Below are 19,547 nucleotides of genomic sequence, written 5' to 3' on the forward strand. Positions count from 1 at the left end.
TAATATTTAATATGGGCGAAACGCATTGTGGGTCGCGCCAGGAGGGGTGTCAAGGGTTCTGGATGGCGCCTGTGGGGCTCTTCTTCGCGTGTCCACTCAGTGAACGCCGGAGGGCGTCTACGGCCGGGGTACGACCAGTTCCGCGTCGAAGCACACCACCCGATTGAGCCGCCGACCAGGGCCATGGCTTCATGTCGCCACTCGGACCAAGAGGAGCGGACAGCCATGGACAAGGTGCAGTCGAGTGCTGCAGCAGCCGTCGCAGACATCCCGACCGGCGCGACACTGGCCGTCGGTGGATTCGGCCTGTGCGGCATCCCTTCGGTGCTCATCGAGGCGTTGCTGGCGGCCGGCGCCACCAACCTGGAAGTCGTCTCCAACAACTGCGGCGTCGACGACTGGGGACTGGGCCGGCTTCTGGCGGCCCGGCGCATCCGCCGCATGGTGTCGTCGTACGTGGGGGAGAACAGGGAATTCGCCCGCCAGTATCTGTCGGGGGCGTTGGAAGTGGAGTTGACCCCCAAGGGACCCTTGCTGAGCGCATGCGCGCCGGCGGGGTGGGAATTGCCGCGTTCTACACGGCGACCGGCGTCGGCACACAAGTGGCTGCAGGAGGGCTTCCCTGGCAGTACGGACCGGAGGGACAGGTGGTCAAGGCTTCACCGGTGAAGCCGACCAAGGTCTTCGAAACCCACGACGGCAAGCGCGAGTTCGTTCTCGAGGAGTCGATCGTCGCTGACTTCGGCCTGGTACGGGCCTGGAGGGGCGACCGGCACGGCAACCTCGTCTACCGGGACTCCGCACAGAACTTCAATCCGCTCGCGGCCATGTGTGGGCGGGTCACCATCGCCGAGGTCGAGGAGCTCGTCGAACCCGGCGAGTTGGACCCGACCCAGGTGCACACCCCAGGCGTGTTCGTACACCGAGTTGTGGTGGTCACCCCGCAACAGGCTTCGGACAAGCGGATCGAGAAGAGGACGGTGCGTACGGCATGAGCTGGAGTCGTGAGGAGATGGCGGCGCGGGCTGCCGACGAGTTGTCCGACGGTGCCTACGTCAATCTCGGGATCGGCTTGCCGACCCTGGTTCCCAACTACGTCGGCGCCGAGGCAGAGCTCGTGCTGCAGTCCGAGAACGGGATCCTCGGCGTGGGGCCGTACCCGATGGAGGGCGAGGAGGACGCCGACCTGATCAACGCCGGCAAGGAGACCGTCACTGTGCGCCGCGGCGCCAGCTTCTTCGACTCGGCCACCAGCTTCGGGATGATCCGTGGAGGCAAGATCGATGCCGCGATCCTTGGAGCGATGCAGGTATCGAGGCACGGCGACATCGCCAACTGGATGATCCCCGGGAAGATGGTCAAGGGGATGGGTGGCGCGATGGATCTGGTCCACGGCGCCAAGAAGGTGATCGTCCTCATGGAGCACGTCGCGAAGGACGGAAGCTACAAGATCGTCAACGAGTGCTCACTGCCTTACACCGGCCTTCGCGTGGTTCAACGCATCATCACGAACCTCGCGGTGATCGACATACGAGTCGACGGCCTTCACCTCGTCGAACTCGCTCCCGGCGAGACCGTCGACGAGGTCCGTGCGAAGACGGAGCCGCCGATTCTCACGGTCGACGCCCGGTGAGTCTTCACCCGCGCCTGGTCACCGCGTGGGTGTCGGACACGCCCAGTGGGCTCCGAGGTCGCGCCGAAGATCACAGCGCGGGTTCGTCCGACATGAAGTCAAGTTCGCTTCCGGCAAGGTCTGTCTCCCGCGAGCCGGTCAGTGACTGATCCGCCCAGATGATCTTTCCGTGGGGGCGTGTGGTGGCTGCCTCAACGGTCGGTGAGCTGTGCGACGAGCGTCAGGCCGCGGCCCCGCTCATCGAAAACCCGTGCCCGACGCAGGTGCGGGGCGGTGTTGCTGGCGTCGGCGACTTCGCAGATCAGATAGTCGTCGTCGCGGATCAGGCGCAGACCGATGGGGCTGGCGCCGTAGCGGATGGCGTTGGTGACCAGTTCACTGACGACCAGCTCGGTAGTGAATGCGATGTCCTCGAGCCAGGTAGCCAGTTGGTTGCGGGTGTATGTCCGAGCCTTGGAGAACTACCGCCGGATCGGCTGGAATGTCGCAGGAGGCGCGGTGGTCGGCATCCAGGGGGTGAGTGCGGGCCAGCAGGAGCGCTACGTCGTCTCCGGGGCGGTTCGGCAGGAGTGCCCGCAGGACGGTGTCGCAGCGCTTCTGCAACGACGGCTCGCCGTCGGCGAGCACGGTCCGGAGCTGATGCTCCCCACCGACGCGGGGGGTGAACCACACGACCCGCGGCGCGGACGCCTGTGCGGCAAGTGGCGTTTGCGCAGCCACGTCTTCAACCGCTTGGTGCCGATGCGGCGAAGGGCGGGGAACTCGCAGGCGGACAGTGCGGTGTGAGTGGGCCTGCGGCATGCAGGCCGCAGGCCCACTCTGCTGCTCGCGTGCGCTGGTTAGCGACTTCGGCTTGACTGGGATCTGGCGACGGCCGACGCGATGGCCGATGCCGTAGCGGTGAGACGCGGAGGCTGCCGATGGACGCTGGTGCTGACCGTTCCGTGCCGGTGCTGTGCGCGATTTCCTCGGCCAGGTCGGCGATTATCGGGGCGGGCGCGTCGGGAGAGGCGTGGATCGTCCAGGTGGGCTGGTCGATGCTGTGGCTGCCCAGATGGTCCAGGTGGCGAGGCTGCTGTTCGTTTGCTGGGCGGCGAAGGCGTCGAAGTGAACACCCGCATCCTGGGACGTGCTCGTCCAGCGGAGCCAGCGTCCGTCCACGGTGCGCTTCCATTCGGCGTCAGTCAGGGGTTTCGTGGCGGCGGTGCAGAGTCTGGAGCCTGTGGGCCGTGGTGCGGTCATGTCGAGCAGGAGCAGGGCGTCGTGGTCGGGGGTTCCAGGCTCAGCGGTGTAGACACCGATGCGCTGACCGGGGGTGCCTTCGACGTGCAGTGACTGCGAGGTGAGGGTGACCGTGCCGACCTGGGGATGCTGGAAAGTCTTGTGCGCGGGTTTGCGCCCGGTCACTTCGTAGCGTTCCAACAGGCCCGCGAAGTCAGGGCTCTTCAGCAGCAGCTCGCCGACGAGGTTGGTGAGGTGGGGAGCGTCGGGTGCGGTGCCGGCGATGGCGCGCAGGCGGGCGACGCAGGAGGTGATCTGCCGGTCCCAGTCGGTGAACTCGGGTTGCGCCGGGCGGGAGCCCTGGCGGTCCCGCCGGGGGCGACCCCCCGGCGGGCCTTCGCCAGGCCGCTGATCGTGTTGGTCACGGGATACCCTCCGGTCAGGACTTGACGGCGGACTTGAGGCCGTCCTCGAAAGCCTTGAGGGCGCTCTTGGCGTTACCTTTCCCGGTGATCACCGTCTGGGCGAACTGGGTGATCGCTTGGCCGCCGTCGAGCACCGCGACGTTCGCGTCGAGGGCCGTACTGCGCGCGCCGAACGTCTTGGCGATCGGCTGCCATTCCTTGATGATCGTGACGTTGTTCGCGTCCCCCGCGAACTCGGGCAGCTCGGTGATGGACTTGAACACCGGCAGGCCGCCCAGGAGCCTCTGCTGCCAGTACTGCTTGAGCTGGCCCATGTAGTACACGAGGAATGCCTCTGAGGACTCCTGCGACGGGGTGTTCTTGTACATCATGATGTTGTTCGGGAACACAAGGGTCGCCTTGTCGCCGTGCGGGCCCGCGACCACCGGCGCGACCGTCAGGTCGCCCGAGGTGTCCCCGATCCTCTGGTCCAGCCCGGCCGCGTACGAGCCGTAGGCCGCCTTCTTGTCCTTCCACTGGGCCTGGAGGTTGTTGTCCGTGTAGCTCACGGCCGCGGGGTCGATGATGCCGTTCGAGCCCAGCTCGTACATGAACTCCGTGGCCTCGAGATTCCGGTCGTTCATGACGTCGAGCTGCCCGTCCGGGCTCCACACGCCGCCGCCGTTGTTGAGCAGCATCTGGATGACCGCGTGGTTGGCGAAGAAGTTGCCCGGCCCCGCTCCGGTGGCGAATCCCACCGCGCCGACCTTCTTGAGCGCTCTGCCCGCGGCGAGCATCGACGGCCAGTCCGTCGGCGCGTCCGCACCCGCCTTGTCGAACAGCGACTTGCGGTACCACATCGCGCGCATGTCGAGCTGCCATGGGAGTGCGATGTAGCCCTTCTCCGACTTGAACGGGTCCAGCACGCCGGGGAGGAAGTCGTCGAACTGGCCGTTCTTCCGCAGGGCGTCGACGACCTTGTCCGCGTACGCGATCGCGCCCTGCTGCTCGAACTGGAACGCCTGGAACCCGCCGCCGGTGGAGACCGCCGGACCCGTCTTCGACGCGATCGCCGAGGAGAACGTCTGGTAGAAGTTGCTCCACTGGATGGTCTGGTAACTCGCCCTAAGCGCGCCGGACGCCGGCGTGTACGACGCGGTGAGCTTCTTCGCCGCGTCGTTGTAGGCGGGTGCGCCCCACGGCATGTCCCAGAACTTGATGGTGCCGCCTCCCCCGGAGGAACCGGATCCACCGCCACATGCGGCAAGGGCGGGGCCTGCGGCAGCGGCGACCGCGAGACCCAGGAAACCGCGGCGCGTCACGGTGGTGCGGGTTCGTCTCATGGTTGTTCCTTCTTCGTCGAAGGGGTGGGGACGAGATGCCGCGCCCGAGCCGGGGGAAATGGATGAACGGGCGTACGGCGGCGATGCGCTTGGGGACTGGGGCCCGAGGCGACCGCGAAGAGCGGCCTCGGCTGGCGCGGGGCGGGAGATTTCTGCCAGCCGAGGCGGCTGACCGGACACTAGACCGACTTTTAACAGGAGGCAAGGGAAACTTTCAAAGAAACGACCCTTACTTTTAACGCTGGACTGTCATAAGTCGGCTGTGCGATACTCCCGCCATGTCAGAAGGCCGACGCAAGAGACTTCATGTGCGCGACGACCTCACCAAAGGTGAGCAACCTCCTGCCACCGGAGTCTTTCGCGCCGGTGATCTTTTCCAAATCCTCCGCGCCGGGCGCCCCTGGACGCGCGCCGAGCTCGCCACGACTACGGGGCTTTCGCGCTCAAGCGTGGTCGGCAAGGTCGAGCGGCTCCTACGCTCCGGGCTTGTCGTCCCGGTCGGTGAAGCCCAGTCGAGCGGTGGCCGGCCGGCGTCGCGCTTCGCGTTCGATCCCCAGGCGCGCACCGTGCTCGCGGCCGGCATCGGTGCCAGCCACGTGCGCGTGACTCTCACCGACCTGAAGGGCCATGTGCTCGCGGAGGAGTGCGAGCCCTTGCCGGTGACGGCGGGACCGGACGTGGTGCTTGGGTTCGTCGCCGATGCGGGCAAGCGCCTGCTCGCGGAAAGCGATCGGCCGGAGAACCTCGCAGGCGTCGGCATCGGCCTTCCAGGCCCCGTCCAGCACATCACGGGCCGGCCCGTAAAGCCTCCGATCATGCCCGGCTGGGACGATTTCGACGTCGTCGGCTTCGTCCGGGGCTCCCTGCCTACTCGGGTGGTCCTGGTGGACAACGACGTGAACATCATGGCCATCGGAGAGCGGTGGTTCTGGCCCGATGTCGACGACCTCCTGTTCATCAAGGTCGCCACCGGCATCGGCTCCGGGGTCATCAGCAGTGGCCAGCTCCAACGCGGAGCCGACGGCACCGCGGGCGACATCGGACACGTTCGTTCGGCCCGCGCTCAGGACATCGTGTGCCGCTGCGGCAATACGGGGTGCCTTGAAGCAATCGCATCCGGAGCCGCCGTCGCCCGGTCCCTCAGCGCACAGGGACTGGACACCAAGAGCACGGTCGACGTCATCACGCTCGCCGCGAACGGTGACACCGCCGTAATCCAGGCCCTACGGCAGGCCGGGCGCGACATCGGCGAGGTCCTCGCCACATGCGTCAACCTGCTCAATCCGAGGGTGGTCGTGATCGGCGGCGCGATGGCCGCGGTCGGTGAGCACCTCGCGGCGGGCGTACGCGAGGTCGTCTACCAGCGCTCGCCTCCGCTTGCGACCACCAACCTCCGCATCTCCCTTTCGCGCGCCGGTGAACGAGCCGCGATCATGGGCGCGAGCCAACTCGTCTGTCAGCACGTCCTCTCTCCGGAGGGGATCGAAGCCGAACTTACCGGCGCCGACGCCGAATGATCTCTGCTCGGCGCTCAGCCCACGATCGGGCCATAACGGCTTAGTCGCTCTGCCCGCCCGAGCGCGGACCTTTGTGACGGGCATCTAACAGAAAGGACCACTGTCTCCGGCGCCCCGGAGGCGCCCAGGGGGCGCGGCAGCCGAACCCAGGCTCCTCTGCCACTGCGCCCCCCTGAGGCAACCCGACCCCTTTACCGCTACGGTGCCCCGCCTATCGGGCCGACCGTTTCTAACCATGTCGCCGGCTGCGACACCGCGAGGCTCGCCCCTTTCCCCGCGAACAGCCCCACCCTCAACACCGTCTCGCGACCCTGCCGTCAGCGGGTCACGGAGAAGACGGCTCTCGTCACCCATTCCGTGGCTGCTGTCTGCTCTGGCCGAGCTCCGTCCGTTCCCTGATCCCCCGCAATACGCGCAAGGAGTCACCACGAGCATGCCTTCTGCACCCGAGACCTCCTCCGCCAAACTGCCCTTCGTCGTCTGGGCGCTCGCCGCAGGCACATTCCTGATGGGGACCACCGAGTTCGTCATCGCCGGCCTGCTGCCGGAAATGGCCCATGACCTCGGAGTCAGCGTCCCCCACGTCGGCCTGCTGATCACTGCCTTCGCCATCGGCATGATCATCGGCGGACCGACCATGGCCATGGCCACCCTGCGCCTGCCCCAGCGCCAGACTCTGATCCTTGCCCTCGTCGTCTTCAGCCTCGGCCACGTCGTCGCGGCCGCCAGCACATCCTTCACGGTCGTGCTCATAGCCCGCGTCGTCACCGCTCTGGCCACCGGAGCGTTCTGGGCCGTCGGCTTCGTCGTCGCCACCACCGCCGCAGGCCCCTCCAACTCCACCCGCGCCGTGGGCGTCATGATGGGCGGCCTGACCCTCGCCAACGTCATCGGTGTCCCGATCGGCTCCTTCGCCGGCCAGATCACCGGCTGGCGCGGCCCCTTCTGGGCACTCGCCGTCCTTTCGGCCCTCGCCGCCGCCTCCGTCGGTCGCTTCATCCCCCGAGTCGTGCAGTCGACCGAGGTGTCCTTGCGCGCCGAGGTCGGTGCGCTACGGCAGGGCCGACTGTGGCTGGCGCTCACCGCCGCGATGCTGATCATGGGCGGCGTCCTCGCGACCTACAGCTACATCACCCCGTTGCTGACCGACCGCGCCGACGTCCCGGATGGTGCCGTCCCGCTGGTCCTGGTCGCCTTCGGGGTCGGAGCGCTGGGCGGCATCACCGTGGGCGGCCGTCTGGGCGACCGTCGTCCGATGACCACCGCCCTCACAGCGGCGGTGGCCACCACCCTCGTCCTGTTCCTGCTGATTCCCCTGTCGGCCAATCCCTTCACGGCCGCCGGCCTGGTCTTCCTCATGGCCCTCACCGGGTTCACCGTCAATCCGGTGATCACCTCGCTCGCCGTCCGCTTCGCAGGCGACGCGCCCACCCTGACCTCGGCACTCACCACCTCGGCCTACAACACCGGCATCGCCGCCGGGGCGGCCATCGCCGGCAGGGCTTTGGACTCCTCCCTCGGCCTCACCGGACCACCCTTGGTGGGCGCCGTCATCACGGCCCTCACCATCCTTCCGCTCCTGGCCCTCGCTGCCGGCGGCACAGCCACTTCGGGTGGATCGTCAACCGGCGCGTCCGCCCCGCCCCGAACGCGAGAGGAACCCGCCCAGGCGCCGTCGCAGCACTGACGCAAGCCCGGATTCACATCCACCACTCGGTTTTCGACAGGAGAACACGGCATGAACCCCACCTACGACTTCACCGGTCAGGTCGCCTTCGTCACCGGAGCCGCCTCCGGCGTGGGCCTGGCGACCGCCCGCGCCTTCGCCGAGGCCGGAGCCTCCGTCGCCATCACCGACATCGACGCCGCTGCCCTGAACACGGCGGCCAAGGAGCTCACCGATGCCGGCCACCGAGCACTCGCCATGACCTGTGACGTCAGCGACCAGGAGCAGGTCGCCGCCGCGGTCGAGCGCACCGTGGAGACCTTCGGGCGTCTCGACATGGCCTACAACAACGCCGGCATCCAGATCCCGCCCAGCGATGCCGCCGAGGAGCCCGCCGAGCGGTTCGACCGCGTCAATGCCATCAACCTCCGCGGTGTCTGGGCCTGCATGAAGCACGAGCTGCGGCACATGCGGCCCCAGGGCAGCGGCGCGATCGTCAATTGCTCCTCACTCGGCGGCCTCGTCGGCCTCGCAGGCCGCGCCTCGTACCACGCCTCCAAGCACGGAGTGATCGGACTGACCACCAGCGCGGCCCTCGAATACGCCCCGCGCGGCATCCGGATCAACGCGGTCTGTCCCGGCACCATCGACACCCCGATGGTCCGCGACATGATCACCAAGGGTGAGCTCGACCGCGCCGAGGCCGAGGCCAACCAGCCCATCAATCGGCTCGGCACCGCGGAGGAGATCGCCCAGGCGGTCCTGTGGCTGTGCAGTCCCGGAGCCAGCTTTGTCGTCGGCGTCGCCCTCCCCGTCGACGGCGGCTACGTCGCCCGATAACCCCCGGACAGACATGCCCCGCCTGCCGATATCGGCCTCGGCCCCGGCCTGACGGATCCGGTCTCGCAGGGTCTCGCGGTACGGGTCGAAGTCCTTGCCGCCCGCCGGGCAGCCGGATTCGCATCACACTCCTCGCCACATACGCCTTCGTGGTCGGAGCACCAGCAACTGATCCGCCAACGCCACCGTGCCGCGCCGCGCCGACGAACACAGGGCCGGTTTCAAGCGGTGATCGCTGCCAAGGCCGACTGCCTGTGCCGGGGTGAGTGGTGGATCGCTCCGGTGAGGTGCGTCAGGGGCAGGCCCGTGTTCCCGTTGGCGTGGGCGATGATCTCCGCGTTGATCGAAATGGCCGTCTCCTGGGGTGTGCGGGCGCCGAGGTCGAGCCCGATGGGGGAACGCAGTCGGGCGAGCTGTTCTTCGGTGGCACCGGCTTCGCGCAGGAGGCGGAGGCGTTCGTGATGCGTGCGCCGGGATCCCATGGCGCCGACGTAACCAACCGGCAGGTTGAGGGCGAGCCGCAGCAGGGGGATGTCGAACTTGGCGTCGTGGGTGAGGACGCAGACGGCGGTGCGGGCGTCCACCTCGGTGTGTTCCAGGTAGCGGTGGGGCCAGTCGACGACGACCTCGTCCGCGTACGGGAACCGTGCGGTGGTGGCGAAGACCGGGCGAGCGTCGCAGATGGTGACCTGGTAGCCGAGGAAGCTGCCGGCCTGGCTGAGTGCGGCGGCGAAGTCAATCGCGCCGAAGACGAGCATGCGGGGGCGGGAGGCGTTGACGTGGATCAGCGCGGACAGGTGCTCCGGGCAGGTGGCGGCATCCCCTCCGATGTCCACCCGGGCAGTGCGTCCGGCCCGCAGCAGTGCCCGCGCCTGGGCGCCGACCTCCCGTTGGACTGCTCCGGTCAGCCTGCCGGGATGTGTACGCCCCTCCGCGTCGGCGCACAGTATCCGGCCGAGCAACTCCTGCGGACCGTCGATGACCTGGGCCACGGCGGCGGGCCTGCCCTCCGCGACGTCGGTGAGGGCGGCGGTGAGGTGCGGTTGCGCCTCGGGGTCGATGTGCTGGACCAGGACGTCGAGTTCGCCGCCGCAGGTCAGGCCGACGGCGAAGGCGTCGTCGTCGGAGTAGCCGAACCAGGCGCGCTGGGGTGGACCCTGGTCGTGGAGAACCTGTCGGCACAGCTCGTAGACGGCTCCCTCGACGCAGCCGCCAGAGATGCTGCCGACCGCGTTGCCCTCACCGTCCACCGCGACCGACGTGCCAACGGGCAGCGGTGCGCTGCCGGTGACATCCACGACGGTGGCGAGGGCGAAGGGGCGTCCTTCGCGGCACCAACGGTGCAGTGTGTCCGCGATGTTCAGCATGGGCGTTCTCCGCGTGAGGAGCCGGATGACGGAAAGTGCGGAGGGCCGCCGCCGCGCTACGGGGCAGTGTCTTCGCGTGGCGGCGGCCCTCGGGGGGCCCGGCGATCAGACGGGGAGCCGGATGCCGGACCGGTCGGGGTGTGCTCTGCGCGGCGGAGTCAGAGCAACGCCTCGGCGGTGATGGGCAGTTCACGCACCCGCCGCCCGGTGGCGTTGAAGACCGCGTTGCCGATGGCGGCCGCCACTCCTACCTGGACGACCTCGCCGAGCCCCTTGACGCCGAGTGCGTTGCCGTCGTTGTCCTCGCCGTCCAGGTAGATCGCCCTGACCTCGGGGACGTCGGCGTTGACGGGGACGAGGTAGTCGGCGAGGTTGGCGTTGACGATCCGGCCGTCGCGGTGGTCGGTGACCGTGTGTTCGAGCAGGGCTGTGCCTATGCCGCCGACGATGCCGCCGATCGCCTGGCTGTCGGCGAGCTTGGGGCTGATGATGCGGCCCGCGTCGTACACGCCGAGCATCCGCCGCACCCGTACCAGACCAAGGGTCGCGTCGACGGCGACCTCGGCGAAGGTGGCGTTGTAGGCGTGGTAGGAGCGACGCTCGGGATTCGGCGGCCCGGTGTAGGAGCCGTCCGCTTCGAGGTGGGTGCGGTCGTTGCGGGCCAGCAGACTCCTGTAGCTCTCACCGCGCGCCGGGTTGCCCTGTATGTGCAGTCGGCCGCCGCGCACCACCACGTCCTTGGCGTCCACGCCGTACAGCGGCGACTCGCGGTCCTCGACGGCCAACTTGATCGCCTGCTTGCGCACCTGGTCGCAGGCGTCGACGACGGCAGTGCCGACGCTGGCCATGGTCGCCGAGCCGCCGTGCGGCCCGGTCGGCGGATACCGGGAGTCGCCGAGCCGGAAGGTCACCGTACGCACGGTCAGCCCGAGCGCGTCGGCGGCGACCTGGGTCTGGGAGGTGTAGGTGCCCGGCCCCATGTCGCTGGTGGCCGACTCGACCACCGCACTCCCGTCGGCATCCAGGCGGACCCGGGCCTCGGCAGGGAAGCGTCCGGGGTCGTAGACTCCAGCGGCCATACCCAGGCCGATCAACCAGTCCCCGTCTCGCGTGGTGCGCGGCTTCGGGTTGCGGCGGTCCCAGCCGAACTCCCGGGCGCCGACCGTGTAGCACTCCCGCAGCCGACGGGTGGAGAACGGCAGGTTGTTCGACTCGTCCTCGCTGGGCTCGTTGCGCCGGCGCAGCTCGATCGGGTCGATGCCGAGCTTGTGCGCGAGTTCGTCCATGGCCGACTCGATCGCGAAGGAGGCCGAGGCGAAGCCGGGGCCGCGCATCCAGATCGGCGTGTTCACATCCAGCGGCACCGTCCGGTACGCCTGGCTGACGTGGGGCATGCTGTAGGTCATCTGCCCCGCACCCATGACCGCCTCGGTGAACGTCTCGTACGAGGAGGTCTCGGCGTCGATGTCGTGGATCGCCGCGGACAGCCGACCGCGCCGGTCACTACCGAGGCGCAGCCGGTACGCGTACGACGGCCGGAAACCGGTGCCGAAGTACATCTGCCTGCGGCTCAGCACCAGCTTGACCGGACGTTTCGTCTCCCGGGCGGCCAGCGCGGCGACCACCGTGTGCGGCCAGCAGCGCAGGCCGCTGCCGAAGCCACCGCCGACGAACGGGTTGATGACCCGCACCGCGTCCGCGGGCAGGTCGAACACGGCGGCGAGCTCGTCGTGCGTGCCCATGACCCACTGCGTCTTGTCCCACACGGTGAGCCTGTCGCCGTCCCAGCGGGCGATGGTGGCGTGCGGTTCCATCGGGTTGTGGTGGTTGCGCGCCAGCTGGTACGCCACATCCAGCCGAACGGCGGAGGCGCGCAGGCCCGCTTCCGCGTCGCCGCGCGCGTAGGCGGTCGGCTTGTCCGGCTCGGCGTCGTGCAGGTCGGTCGAGGGCTGCTGGGCGTCGTAGCGGACCTCGACCAGGCTCGCGCCATGCTGTGCGGCCTCCAGGGTGGTGGCGACCACGACGGCGACGGGCTGGCCATGGAAGAGGACCTTGTCGTCCTGGAAGACCCGCAGCCGTCGGCCCGGCAGGTTGTTGGACCCGGCGTTGTCGCGGTAGGGCAGTTTCGGCGCGTTGCGGTGATGGATCACCCGCAGCACGCCCGGATGCTTCTCGGCGGCGCCGGTGTCCACAGCGGTGATACGGCCGCGTCCGATGCTCGCGTCGACGATCACGGCGTGCACCGCCCCGTCCACGTCGCTCTCGGCGGCGTACACCGCCTTGCCGGTGACCTTCAGCCGGCCGTCCACCCTCGACAGCGGCGCACCCACGGCGGCCTGCGGCTGGGGGCTCATTTGGTACCTCCTACGATGCGCAGCTGACGCTCGACGGTCCGCTTGAGCAGCTCGACCTTGAACCGGTTGTGGTCAAGGGGACGTGCTCCATCGGCGGCTCGCTCGGAGGCGGCCGCCCACAACGACTGCGAGGGACGCTCACCGACCAGGTGCCGCTCGACGGCGGGCAGCTTCCACGGCACCGTGCCCACTCCCCCGGCGGCCACCTTCGCCTCCCGGATCACCCCGCCGCGCACATGGAGCGCCACGGCCGCCGAGGTGAGGGCGAACTCGTAGGACTGCCGGTCGCGCACTTTCAGATAGCCCGACTTCAGCGGGCGGGGAAGCGCGGGGATCTCGACGGCGGTTATCAACTCGCCTTTCCGCAGGGCTTGTTCACGCTGGGGGTACTGCCCGGTCGCAGCAGGAAGCCGGCGAAGGGGACTTGGCGATCCCCGTCGGGGCCCACGAGGTGCACGGTCGCCTCCAGCGCGGCGAACGCCACGGCCACATCGGAGGGATGGGTGGCCACGCAGGAGTCGGAGGTGCCCAGGATCGCGTGGGTGCGGTTGACGCCGTGCAGAGCGGCACAACCCGAGCCCGGTTCACGCTTGTTGCAGTCGGCGGTCACGTCACGGAAGTAGGTGCACCGGGTTCGCTGCATGATGTTGCCGCCGATGGTGGCCATGTTGCGGAGCTGGGCCGAGGCGCTCAGCTCCAACGCCTGCGAGACGACGGGATACAGGGTGCGTACCTTGGGATGGGCGGCGGCCTCGGACATGCTCACCAGCGCACCGATCCGCAGGCTCCCGCGCTCGGTGACGGTGACCTCGTCCAGTGGCAACCCGGAGATGTCGACCAGTGTGTCGGGACGCTCGACGGTCTCGCGCATGAGGTCGACGAGTGTGGTGCCGCCAGCGATGTAACGCCCGCCTGCGCGACCGGCGTTGAGGGCCTGTCGGGTGTCGGAGACCCAGGTGTAGGAGAAGGGATGCATGGGTGGCCGCTCCTTACTTCCGGGCGGCGGTCTGCTCGACCGCGCGCACGATCTTGACGTAGCAGCCGCAGCGGCAGACGTTGCCGCTCATCCACTCCCGGATCTCCTCCGGAGAGTCGGTGTGGCCCTCCTGGATGCAGCCGACTCCGGAGAGGATCTGACCCGGGGTGCAGTAGCCGCACTGGAAGGCGTCCTCGTCTATGAACGCCTGCTGGAGCGGGTGGAGTTCGTCGCCGTCGGCCAGGCCTTCGATGGTGGTGACCTCGGCGTCCTCCAGGCGGACGGCCAGCGTCAGACAGGAGTTGACCCGCCGGCCGTCGACCAGCACCGTGCACGCGCCACAGGCCCCGGCGTTGCAACCCTTCTTGGAGCCTGTCAGCTCGAAGTGCTCACGTAGCAGGTCCAGCAGCGACGTGCGGTTGTCCACCGTCACGGTCCTGCGGGTCCCGTTGACCGTCAGGGAGACGCGGCTGGAGGGTAGGGCTTCCGCGGCGGTGGCTTCCTCCGGGGCGGTCAAGAGTGTCCCGCCGATCACGCCGCCCGCGACGGCGGCGCCACCGACCGCGGTACTGGTGGCGATGAAGGTACGCCGACTGGGTGCCGAGGAGGACTCGCCGGATCCGGTGGGGGGTGGGACAGGTCCAGGGAGTTCGACAGACATACATCCGCCTTCGCTTCTGAGAGGGACGGGCCGGCCGTGCGCCGCAGCACAGCACGGGGTGTCATCGCTGGAGGACCTTGACGCCTGTATGGCGTCATGCGGCGGCAGGTCGTGGGGGGGAGACCGGCCGTTGCGTGCCGTCGGTGTGATGTGACAGGACGTGGGTTCGCCGGAGCGCCTTGGACGAGGCGGCCCCTCCGCCCTCTGGTTCTGGGCCCTCGCCTTCCTTCGGCGCAGGTGGAACACCCCGTTCACAGGTCAGCTGAGGGCGCTCAGCTGTGCCACCTCGTCGTCGGTCAGCGAGATGGCCGCCGCGGCGACGTTGTCCTCCAGGTGGGCGACCTTGGATGTGCCGGGGATCGGCAGGATCACCGGAGAGCGGTGCAGGAGCCAGGCGAGCGCCAGCTGAGCCGGGGTGGCCGCGTGGCGGTCGGCGGCCTCCGCGAGGATGCTCCCGGGCTGCGCCAGCCGGCCGGTCGCCAGCGGGAACCACGGGATGAACGCGATGCCCTCCCGCTCGCAGTGTTCGAGCACGTCCTCGTACTTGCGCTCGGCGAGGTTGTAGTGGTTCTGCACCGACACGACCGGGACGTACTGCTGCGCCTCCACCAGCTCATCGACCGTCACCTCCGACAGGCCCACATGCCGGATCTTGCCCTCCTCCCGCAACTGCGCGAGCGCGCCGACCTGCTCGGCAAACGGCACGGTCGGGTCGACCCGGTGCAACTGGTAGAGGTCGATCCGGTCCAGGTTCAGACGCTGCAGGCTCCCTTCCACGCACTGGCGCAGGTACTCCGGGCGGCCGTTCGGGATCCACTCCCCCGGTGACGGCCGGGTGTTCGCGCCCTTCGTCGCGATCACCACGTCGTCGGCGTACGGGTGGAGCGCCTCGGCGATCAGCTTCTCGTTGGTGTACGGCCCGTACGCGTCGGCGGTGTCGACGAGAGTGACGCCCAGTTCGACGGCCCGGCGCAGCACCCGGATCGCCTCGTCGCGGTCGGCGGGCTCACCCCACACGCCTGGGCCGGTGAGCTGCATGGACCCGTAGCCGAGCCTGTGCACCGGCAGGTCGCCACCGATGGTGAAGATGCCGCTCGCCACGGCCGGACGGTCGGACGGACTGCTCATGTTGTCCTCATTCATTGTTCAGGTCGAAAGATGTCCGGATCTCTGATGCGGATCCCTTGCGTGCGCATCAGTGCCCGCCGGGGCAGGCGGTGGCCACCTGCCCCGGCGCAGGAGCGGCTCCCAGCCGGGCGGCCACTGTGTTCGGATCAGGTCAGGGCTTCAGCAGGACCTTGACGGCGCGGCGTTCGTCCATCGCCCGGTAGGCGTCGGCGGCCTGGTCGAGAGGGAGGGCGAGGTCGAAGACCTTGCCCGGGTCGATCTGCCGGGTCCAGATCAGGTCGATCAGCTGCGGCAGGTACTGGCGGACCGGGGCCGGGCCGCCGTGCAGGTGGGCGTGGGAGAAGAACAGTTCCTGGCCGTCCAGCGTCACGTCGTGGGCCACGCCGACGTAGCCGACGTGGCCGCCGGGGCGGGTGGAGCGGATCGCCTGGAGCATGGACTCCTGGGTGCCTACCGCCTCGATCACCGAGTGCGCGCCGAAGCCGCCGGTCAGCTCCTTGATCTTCTCGACGCCCGCGTCACCGCGCTCGGTGACGATGTCGGTGGCGCCGAAGTCCAGGGCGAGCTTCTGCCTCGACTCGTGGCGGCTCATGGCGATGACCCGCTCCGCGCCGAGCTGCCTGGCGGCCAGCACACCGAGCAGGCCGACCGCGCCGTCACCGACCACGGCGACCGTCTTGCCGGGTCCGGCCTGGGCGGCCACGGCGGCGAACCAGCCGGTGCCGAGAACGTCGGAGGCAGTCAGCAGGCTCGGGATCAGGTCCTCGTCCGGGGTGCCCGGGGTCGCGACGAGGGTGCCGTCGGCGAGCGGGACCCGCAGCCGCTCCGCCTGCGCGCCCATCTCGTTCATCCACTCGCGCTGGACACACGAGGTCTGGTAGCCGGCGCGACAGTTCTCGCACGTGTTGTCCGAGGTGGAGAAGCCGCCGACCACGAACTGGCCGGGCCTGACGCTGGTGACGGCGCTGCCGACCTCCTCCACCACGCCCACGTACTCGTGGCCGATCGGGGAGCGTGCCTCGAAGGGCTCGGCGCCGCGGTAGGGCCACAGGTCGGAGCCGCAGACACAGGCTGCCACCACTCGGATGACCGCGTCCGTGGGCTGCAGGATCTTCGGGTCTTCGCGCTCCTCCACCCGGAAGTCACCGGGGGCGTGCATCACGACACCGCGCATGGCGGTTGCTCCTTGCATACGAAGGCCCGGCCGCGGTGGACAGCCGGGTGGGCTGGGTGCCACGTCACCCAGGAAACCTACGTTCTGCGCGGGTAGCCAGTGACTGATGAAGCATGTACTGGCAGTACATCGCTATGGCCTTGCAGACGCCGTACGGTCGGGGTGTGGACAACCGTGACGAAGTCCGCGAGTTCCTGACCTCGCGGCGAGCCAAGATCACCCCGGAGCAGGTAGGGCTGTCAGCCGGCTCCCGGCGCCGTGTGCCCGGGCTGCGCCGCAGCGAGGTCGCGGCGCTGGCCGACGTCAGCGTCGACTACTACGGCAAGCTGGAGCGCGGCAACCTCACAGGCGTCTCACCCGCCGTGCTCGAAGCGGTCGCCCGTGCGCTCCAGCTCGACGAAGTCGAACGGACCCACCTGCTCCATCTCGCCCAGGCACAAGAAGGCTCCGACCGGCTCGCCCGGCCAAGGCCACGCGCCAGCAAACAGTGGGTGCCGCCCAAGACCCTGCAGTGGGCCCTGAATGCTGTCACCGCCGGGCCCGCATTCGTGACGAACGGCCGCCTGGACCTGCTCGCCACCAACCAGCTCGCCCGCGTCTTCTTCAGCGATATCTACGACGGCGGCACGCAGCCGCCGAACATGGCCCGTTTCCAGTTCCTGGACCCCGCCGCCCGACGCTTCTACCCGGACTGGGACCTCATAGCCGACATGACCGTGGACGTCCTGCGCACTGAGGCGGGCCGCAACCCGCACGACAAGGACCTCCACGACCTGGTGGGCGAGCTCTCCACCCGTTGCGACGCCTTCCGCACCCGCTGGGGCTCCCACAACGTGCGCCGCCACGGCAGTGGCACCAAACGCTTCAACCACCCGCTCGTCGGTGACCTCACCCTGGCCTGGCACGGCTCCGGCGTGGACGACGAACCCGGCCTCACCCTCCTCATCTACACCGCCGAACCCGGCACCCCCTCCGAAGAAGCCCTGCGCCTGCTGGCCTCGTGGACGGCCTCCCAGGACAGCGTCCGCCCTTCCAACGCCTCCGAGGACGCGGGCCGGTAGCACGGCTGCCGTCAGGACGGGGCGCCGCGGTGCGGCGGGCGTCCCGAGGCCGGAACGCCGGATCAGATGCGACCGAAGACTGGGCTTTCACCGTCTGCGCCGTCGCCGGACCGGCAGATCCGGCGACGGCAAGGCATGGCCCGCAGGCCCTTTCCGCACGACCTCGACACGCGGCAGACGTCCCAACCGGTTCGCCGCACCCACCACCGCAACCGACGAAGGACGACGGACATGGCACTGATCCTGGTGACCGGGGCATCCAGCGGGCTCGGATACAACACGGCGAAGGCACTGGCCGACGACGGGCACGACGTGGTCGCGCACGTCCGCAACCGGGCTCGCCTCACCGGTGCGGAGGACACCGCCCGGTGGAAGGGTGTACTCACCGGGGACCTCGCCGACCTGGACCAGGTCCGCGAGGTCGCCCGGCAGGCCGGCGGGTTCGGCCACTTCGACGCGGTCATCCACAACGCCGGCACGATGCGTACCCCCGAAGCGGGGACTGTCAACACCGTCGCGCCCTACCTGCTGACGGCACTGCTGGACAAACCGGCCAGGCTCGTCTATCTCAGCAGCTCCATGCACCGGACCGGCTCCACCGACCTGCGACGGCTGGCCGCCGGCACGGCTACCTACGACGACGACAGCAAACTGTGGGTCACCACCCTCGCGCTCGCCTTCGCGTCCCGGTGGGAGGGAACCTCCAGCCATGCGGTCGACCCCGGCTGGGTGCCGACCCGTATGGGCGGCCCCGGCGCTTCGGACAACCTGACCGCCGGGCATGAAACACAGGCGTGGCTCGCCGCCCACCACGATGTGACCCCGTCCACCGGCGGCTACTGGTACCACCGGCAGACGCAGCCTCCGCACCCCGCCTGCCGGGACGAAGAGTTCCAGGCCCGCCTCATCCGGACTCTCGAGAACCACACAGGCGTCCCGCTGGCCTGACCGCAACCCCGCCGCGGACGGATCAGGGCGCGTCGTACCGGACCTCGACGCGCACACCGCAGACCAGGGAAGACTCTGACCTCGTCACCGCGCCGGTCCCCATCTGAAGCCCCATCAGGGCGCCACGTACGAAAGGACAGCAAGCAGATGAGTGACGAGATGAGATACGGCCACCTGGGCCGCTCCGGTCTGCTGGTCAGCCAAATCGGCCTCGGGACGATGGACTTCGGTTACACCGTGACCGAATCGACCAGTTTCATGATCATGGACACCGCTATCGAGGCGGGCATCAACCTCTTCGACACCGCCGACGTCTACGGCGGCCCGCAAACAGCGGACATGGCCAAGGGATACGGCGTGTCCGAGGAGACCATCGGCCGGTGGCTCAAACGCAGCGGGCGCCGCGACGACATCGTCCTGGCCACGAAGGTGTACCAGCCGATGGGACTGGGCCCCAACGACCGCCGACTGTCCGCATACCACATCCGGCGCGCCTGCGAGGCGAGCCTGCGGCGACTGCAGACGGACCACATCGACCTCTACCAGATGCACCACATCGACCGGGCCACGCCATGGGAGGAAATCTGGCAGGCGATGGAACAGCTTGTACGTGAGGGCAAGATCAGCTATATCGGCAGCAGCAACTTCGCCGGCTGGGACGTGGCGCTCGCCCAGTCAGCCGCCACCGCACGGCACTTCCTGGGCCTGACCTCCGAACAGAGCCTGTACAACCTCGCCGTACGAGCTGTGGAAATGGAGCTCGCCCCCGCGCTGCGCCACCTTGGCATCGGCCTGATCCCCTACAGCCCGCTGCACGCCGGCCTGCTCACCGGTGCACTCGCGTCCGCCGCCAAGGGACAAATCCAGGACGAGTCGATGCTGGTGCGCATCGAAGCGCACCGCGACCAGCTCGAAGCGTATGAAGAACTGTGCCGCGAGCTGGGTGCCAAGCCAGAACACGTGGCGTTGGCCTGGGTGTTGCGCAACCCTGCCGTCTCCACCACCGTCACCGGAGCAACGACCAGCGAGCAACTGCTTTCCAACCTCGGCGCGCTGTCCGTGCAACTCGACGACGAGGTCATGGAACGTCTCGACCGCATCTGGCCGGGGCCGGGCGAAGCTCCGCAGGTGTACGCCTGGTAAATCCGTCCCCGGGCCGACCAACATCCCAGGTCGCCCAGGTGTCACGTCGCCGAGCTCTTCCGGGCTACACTGCGCCCACAGCGTAGATCGCGGAGACCTCAGCCCGATCAC

Annotated in this window: 14 protein-coding genes and 4 pseudogenes; 8 read left to right on the forward strand and 10 right to left on the reverse strand. The window is 68.9% G+C overall.

Annotated elements, in window-relative coordinates:
* Nucleotides 1–225 precede the first annotated feature (225 nt).
* Nucleotides 226–995: pseudogene (locus ACQEV8_RS04085) on the forward strand (CoA transferase subunit A).
* Nucleotides 992–1,633 (forward strand): 3-oxoacid CoA-transferase subunit B, encoded by a 642-nt coding sequence (locus ACQEV8_RS04090; protein ID WP_432957391.1) that lies wholly within the window; start codon nt 992–994, stop codon nt 1,631–1,633. The pseudogene ACQEV8_RS04085 and the gene ACQEV8_RS04090 overlap by 4 nt, the downstream one beginning before the upstream one ends.
* 70 nt (nt 1,634–1,703) lie before the next feature.
* Here the strand turns inward: ACQEV8_RS04090 and ACQEV8_RS04095 are convergent.
* From ACQEV8_RS04095 to ACQEV8_RS04110, 4 genes and pseudogenes are all read right to left on the reverse strand, one after another.
* Nucleotides 1,704–2,281 (reverse strand): annotated as a pseudogene (locus tag ACQEV8_RS04095) (ATP-binding protein); the annotation flags it as partial.
* Between the two features lie 76 nt (nt 2,282–2,357).
* The gene (locus ACQEV8_RS04100) at nt 2,358–2,807 is read right to left on the reverse strand and encodes a DUF317 domain-containing protein (RefSeq protein WP_432957393.1); all 450 of its coding nucleotides are present in this window, start codon (nt 2,805–2,807) and stop codon (nt 2,358–2,360) included.
* 38 nt (nt 2,808–2,845) lie between these two features.
* Nucleotides 2,846–3,202 (reverse strand): annotated as a pseudogene (locus ACQEV8_RS04105) (transcriptional regulator); the annotation flags it as partial.
* A 91-nt stretch (nt 3,203–3,293) separates the two neighbouring features.
* Nucleotides 3,294–4,601, reverse strand: coding sequence for an ABC transporter substrate-binding protein (locus tag ACQEV8_RS04110; RefSeq protein ID WP_432957395.1), 1,308 nt, complete (start codon nt 4,599–4,601; stop codon nt 3,294–3,296).
* A gap of 308 nt (nt 4,602–4,909) precedes the next feature.
* Between ACQEV8_RS04110 and ACQEV8_RS04115 the strand changes: the two genes are divergently transcribed.
* The 3 genes from ACQEV8_RS04115 to ACQEV8_RS04125 all read left to right on the forward strand — a co-directional run bounded on the left by ACQEV8_RS04115 (nt 4,910) and on the right by ACQEV8_RS04125 (nt 8,624).
* On the forward strand, nt 4,910–6,118 hold the full coding sequence (locus tag ACQEV8_RS04115; protein ID WP_432957397.1) for an ROK family protein: 1,209 nt from the start codon (nt 4,910–4,912) through the stop codon (nt 6,116–6,118).
* A 433-nt stretch (nt 6,119–6,551) separates the two neighbouring features.
* Nucleotides 6,552–7,805, forward strand: a complete 1,254-nt coding sequence (locus ACQEV8_RS04120) for an MFS transporter (RefSeq protein WP_432957399.1) — start codon at nt 6,552–6,554, stop codon at nt 7,803–7,805.
* A 51-nt stretch (nt 7,806–7,856) separates the two neighbouring features.
* Nucleotides 7,857–8,624: an SDR family NAD(P)-dependent oxidoreductase gene (locus ACQEV8_RS04125; protein ID WP_432957401.1), complete on the forward strand. Its 768-nt coding sequence runs from the start codon at nt 7,857–7,859 to the stop codon at nt 8,622–8,624.
* Nucleotides 8,625–8,845: 221 nt separating this feature from the next.
* Here ACQEV8_RS04125 and ACQEV8_RS04130 read toward each other — a convergent pair whose 3' ends face one another.
* The 6 genes and pseudogenes from ACQEV8_RS04130 to ACQEV8_RS04155 all read right to left on the reverse strand — a co-directional run bounded on the left by ACQEV8_RS04130 (nt 8,846) and on the right by ACQEV8_RS04155 (nt 16,284).
* Nucleotides 8,846–9,991: an XdhC family protein gene (locus ACQEV8_RS04130; RefSeq protein ID WP_432957403.1), complete on the reverse strand. Its 1,146-nt coding sequence runs from the start codon at nt 9,989–9,991 to the stop codon at nt 8,846–8,848.
* Between the two features lie 158 nt (nt 9,992–10,149).
* The gene (locus ACQEV8_RS04135; protein ID WP_432957404.1) at nt 10,150–12,345 is read right to left on the reverse strand and encodes a xanthine dehydrogenase family protein molybdopterin-binding subunit; all 2,196 of its coding nucleotides are present in this window, start codon (nt 12,343–12,345) and stop codon (nt 10,150–10,152) included.
* A pseudogene (locus ACQEV8_RS04140) lies at nt 12,342–13,321 on the reverse strand (FAD binding domain-containing protein). The gene ACQEV8_RS04135 and the pseudogene ACQEV8_RS04140 overlap by 4 nt, the downstream one beginning before the upstream one ends.
* Nucleotides 13,322–13,334: 13 nt before the next feature.
* Nucleotides 13,335–13,982 carry a (2Fe-2S)-binding protein gene (locus tag ACQEV8_RS04145; RefSeq protein ID WP_432957406.1) on the reverse strand — a complete coding sequence of 216 codons (648 nt, stop codon included), beginning with the start codon at nt 13,980–13,982 and terminating at the stop codon, nt 13,335–13,337.
* 258 nt (nt 13,983–14,240) lie between these two features.
* On the reverse strand, nt 14,241–15,110 hold the full coding sequence (locus ACQEV8_RS04150) for an aldo/keto reductase (protein WP_432957407.1): 870 nt from the start codon (nt 15,108–15,110) through the stop codon (nt 14,241–14,243).
* A 151-nt stretch (nt 15,111–15,261) separates the two neighbouring features.
* A complete protein-coding gene (locus ACQEV8_RS04155; protein ID WP_432957409.1) occupies nt 15,262–16,284 on the reverse strand; it encodes a zinc-dependent alcohol dehydrogenase family protein in 1,023 nt (340 codons plus the stop codon).
* 164 nt (nt 16,285–16,448) lie between these two features.
* Between ACQEV8_RS04155 and ACQEV8_RS04160 the strand changes: the two genes are divergently transcribed.
* From ACQEV8_RS04160 to ACQEV8_RS04170, 3 genes are all read left to right on the forward strand, one after another.
* A complete protein-coding gene (locus ACQEV8_RS04160; protein ID WP_432957411.1) occupies nt 16,449–17,345 on the forward strand; it encodes a helix-turn-helix transcriptional regulator in 897 nt (298 codons plus the stop codon).
* Between the two features lie 231 nt (nt 17,346–17,576).
* Nucleotides 17,577–18,293 carry an SDR family NAD(P)-dependent oxidoreductase gene (locus ACQEV8_RS04165; protein WP_432957413.1) on the forward strand — a complete coding sequence of 239 codons (717 nt, stop codon included), beginning with the start codon at nt 17,577–17,579 and terminating at the stop codon, nt 18,291–18,293.
* Between the two features lie 147 nt (nt 18,294–18,440).
* Nucleotides 18,441–19,436, forward strand: a complete 996-nt coding sequence (locus ACQEV8_RS04170; protein WP_432957414.1) for an aldo/keto reductase — start codon at nt 18,441–18,443, stop codon at nt 19,434–19,436.
* Nucleotides 19,437–19,547 lie beyond the last annotated feature (111 nt).

This window comes from Streptomyces sp. CA-179760 (assembly GCF_050937045.1).
Classification (GTDB): domain Bacteria; phylum Actinomycetota; class Actinomycetes; order Streptomycetales; family Streptomycetaceae; genus Streptomyces.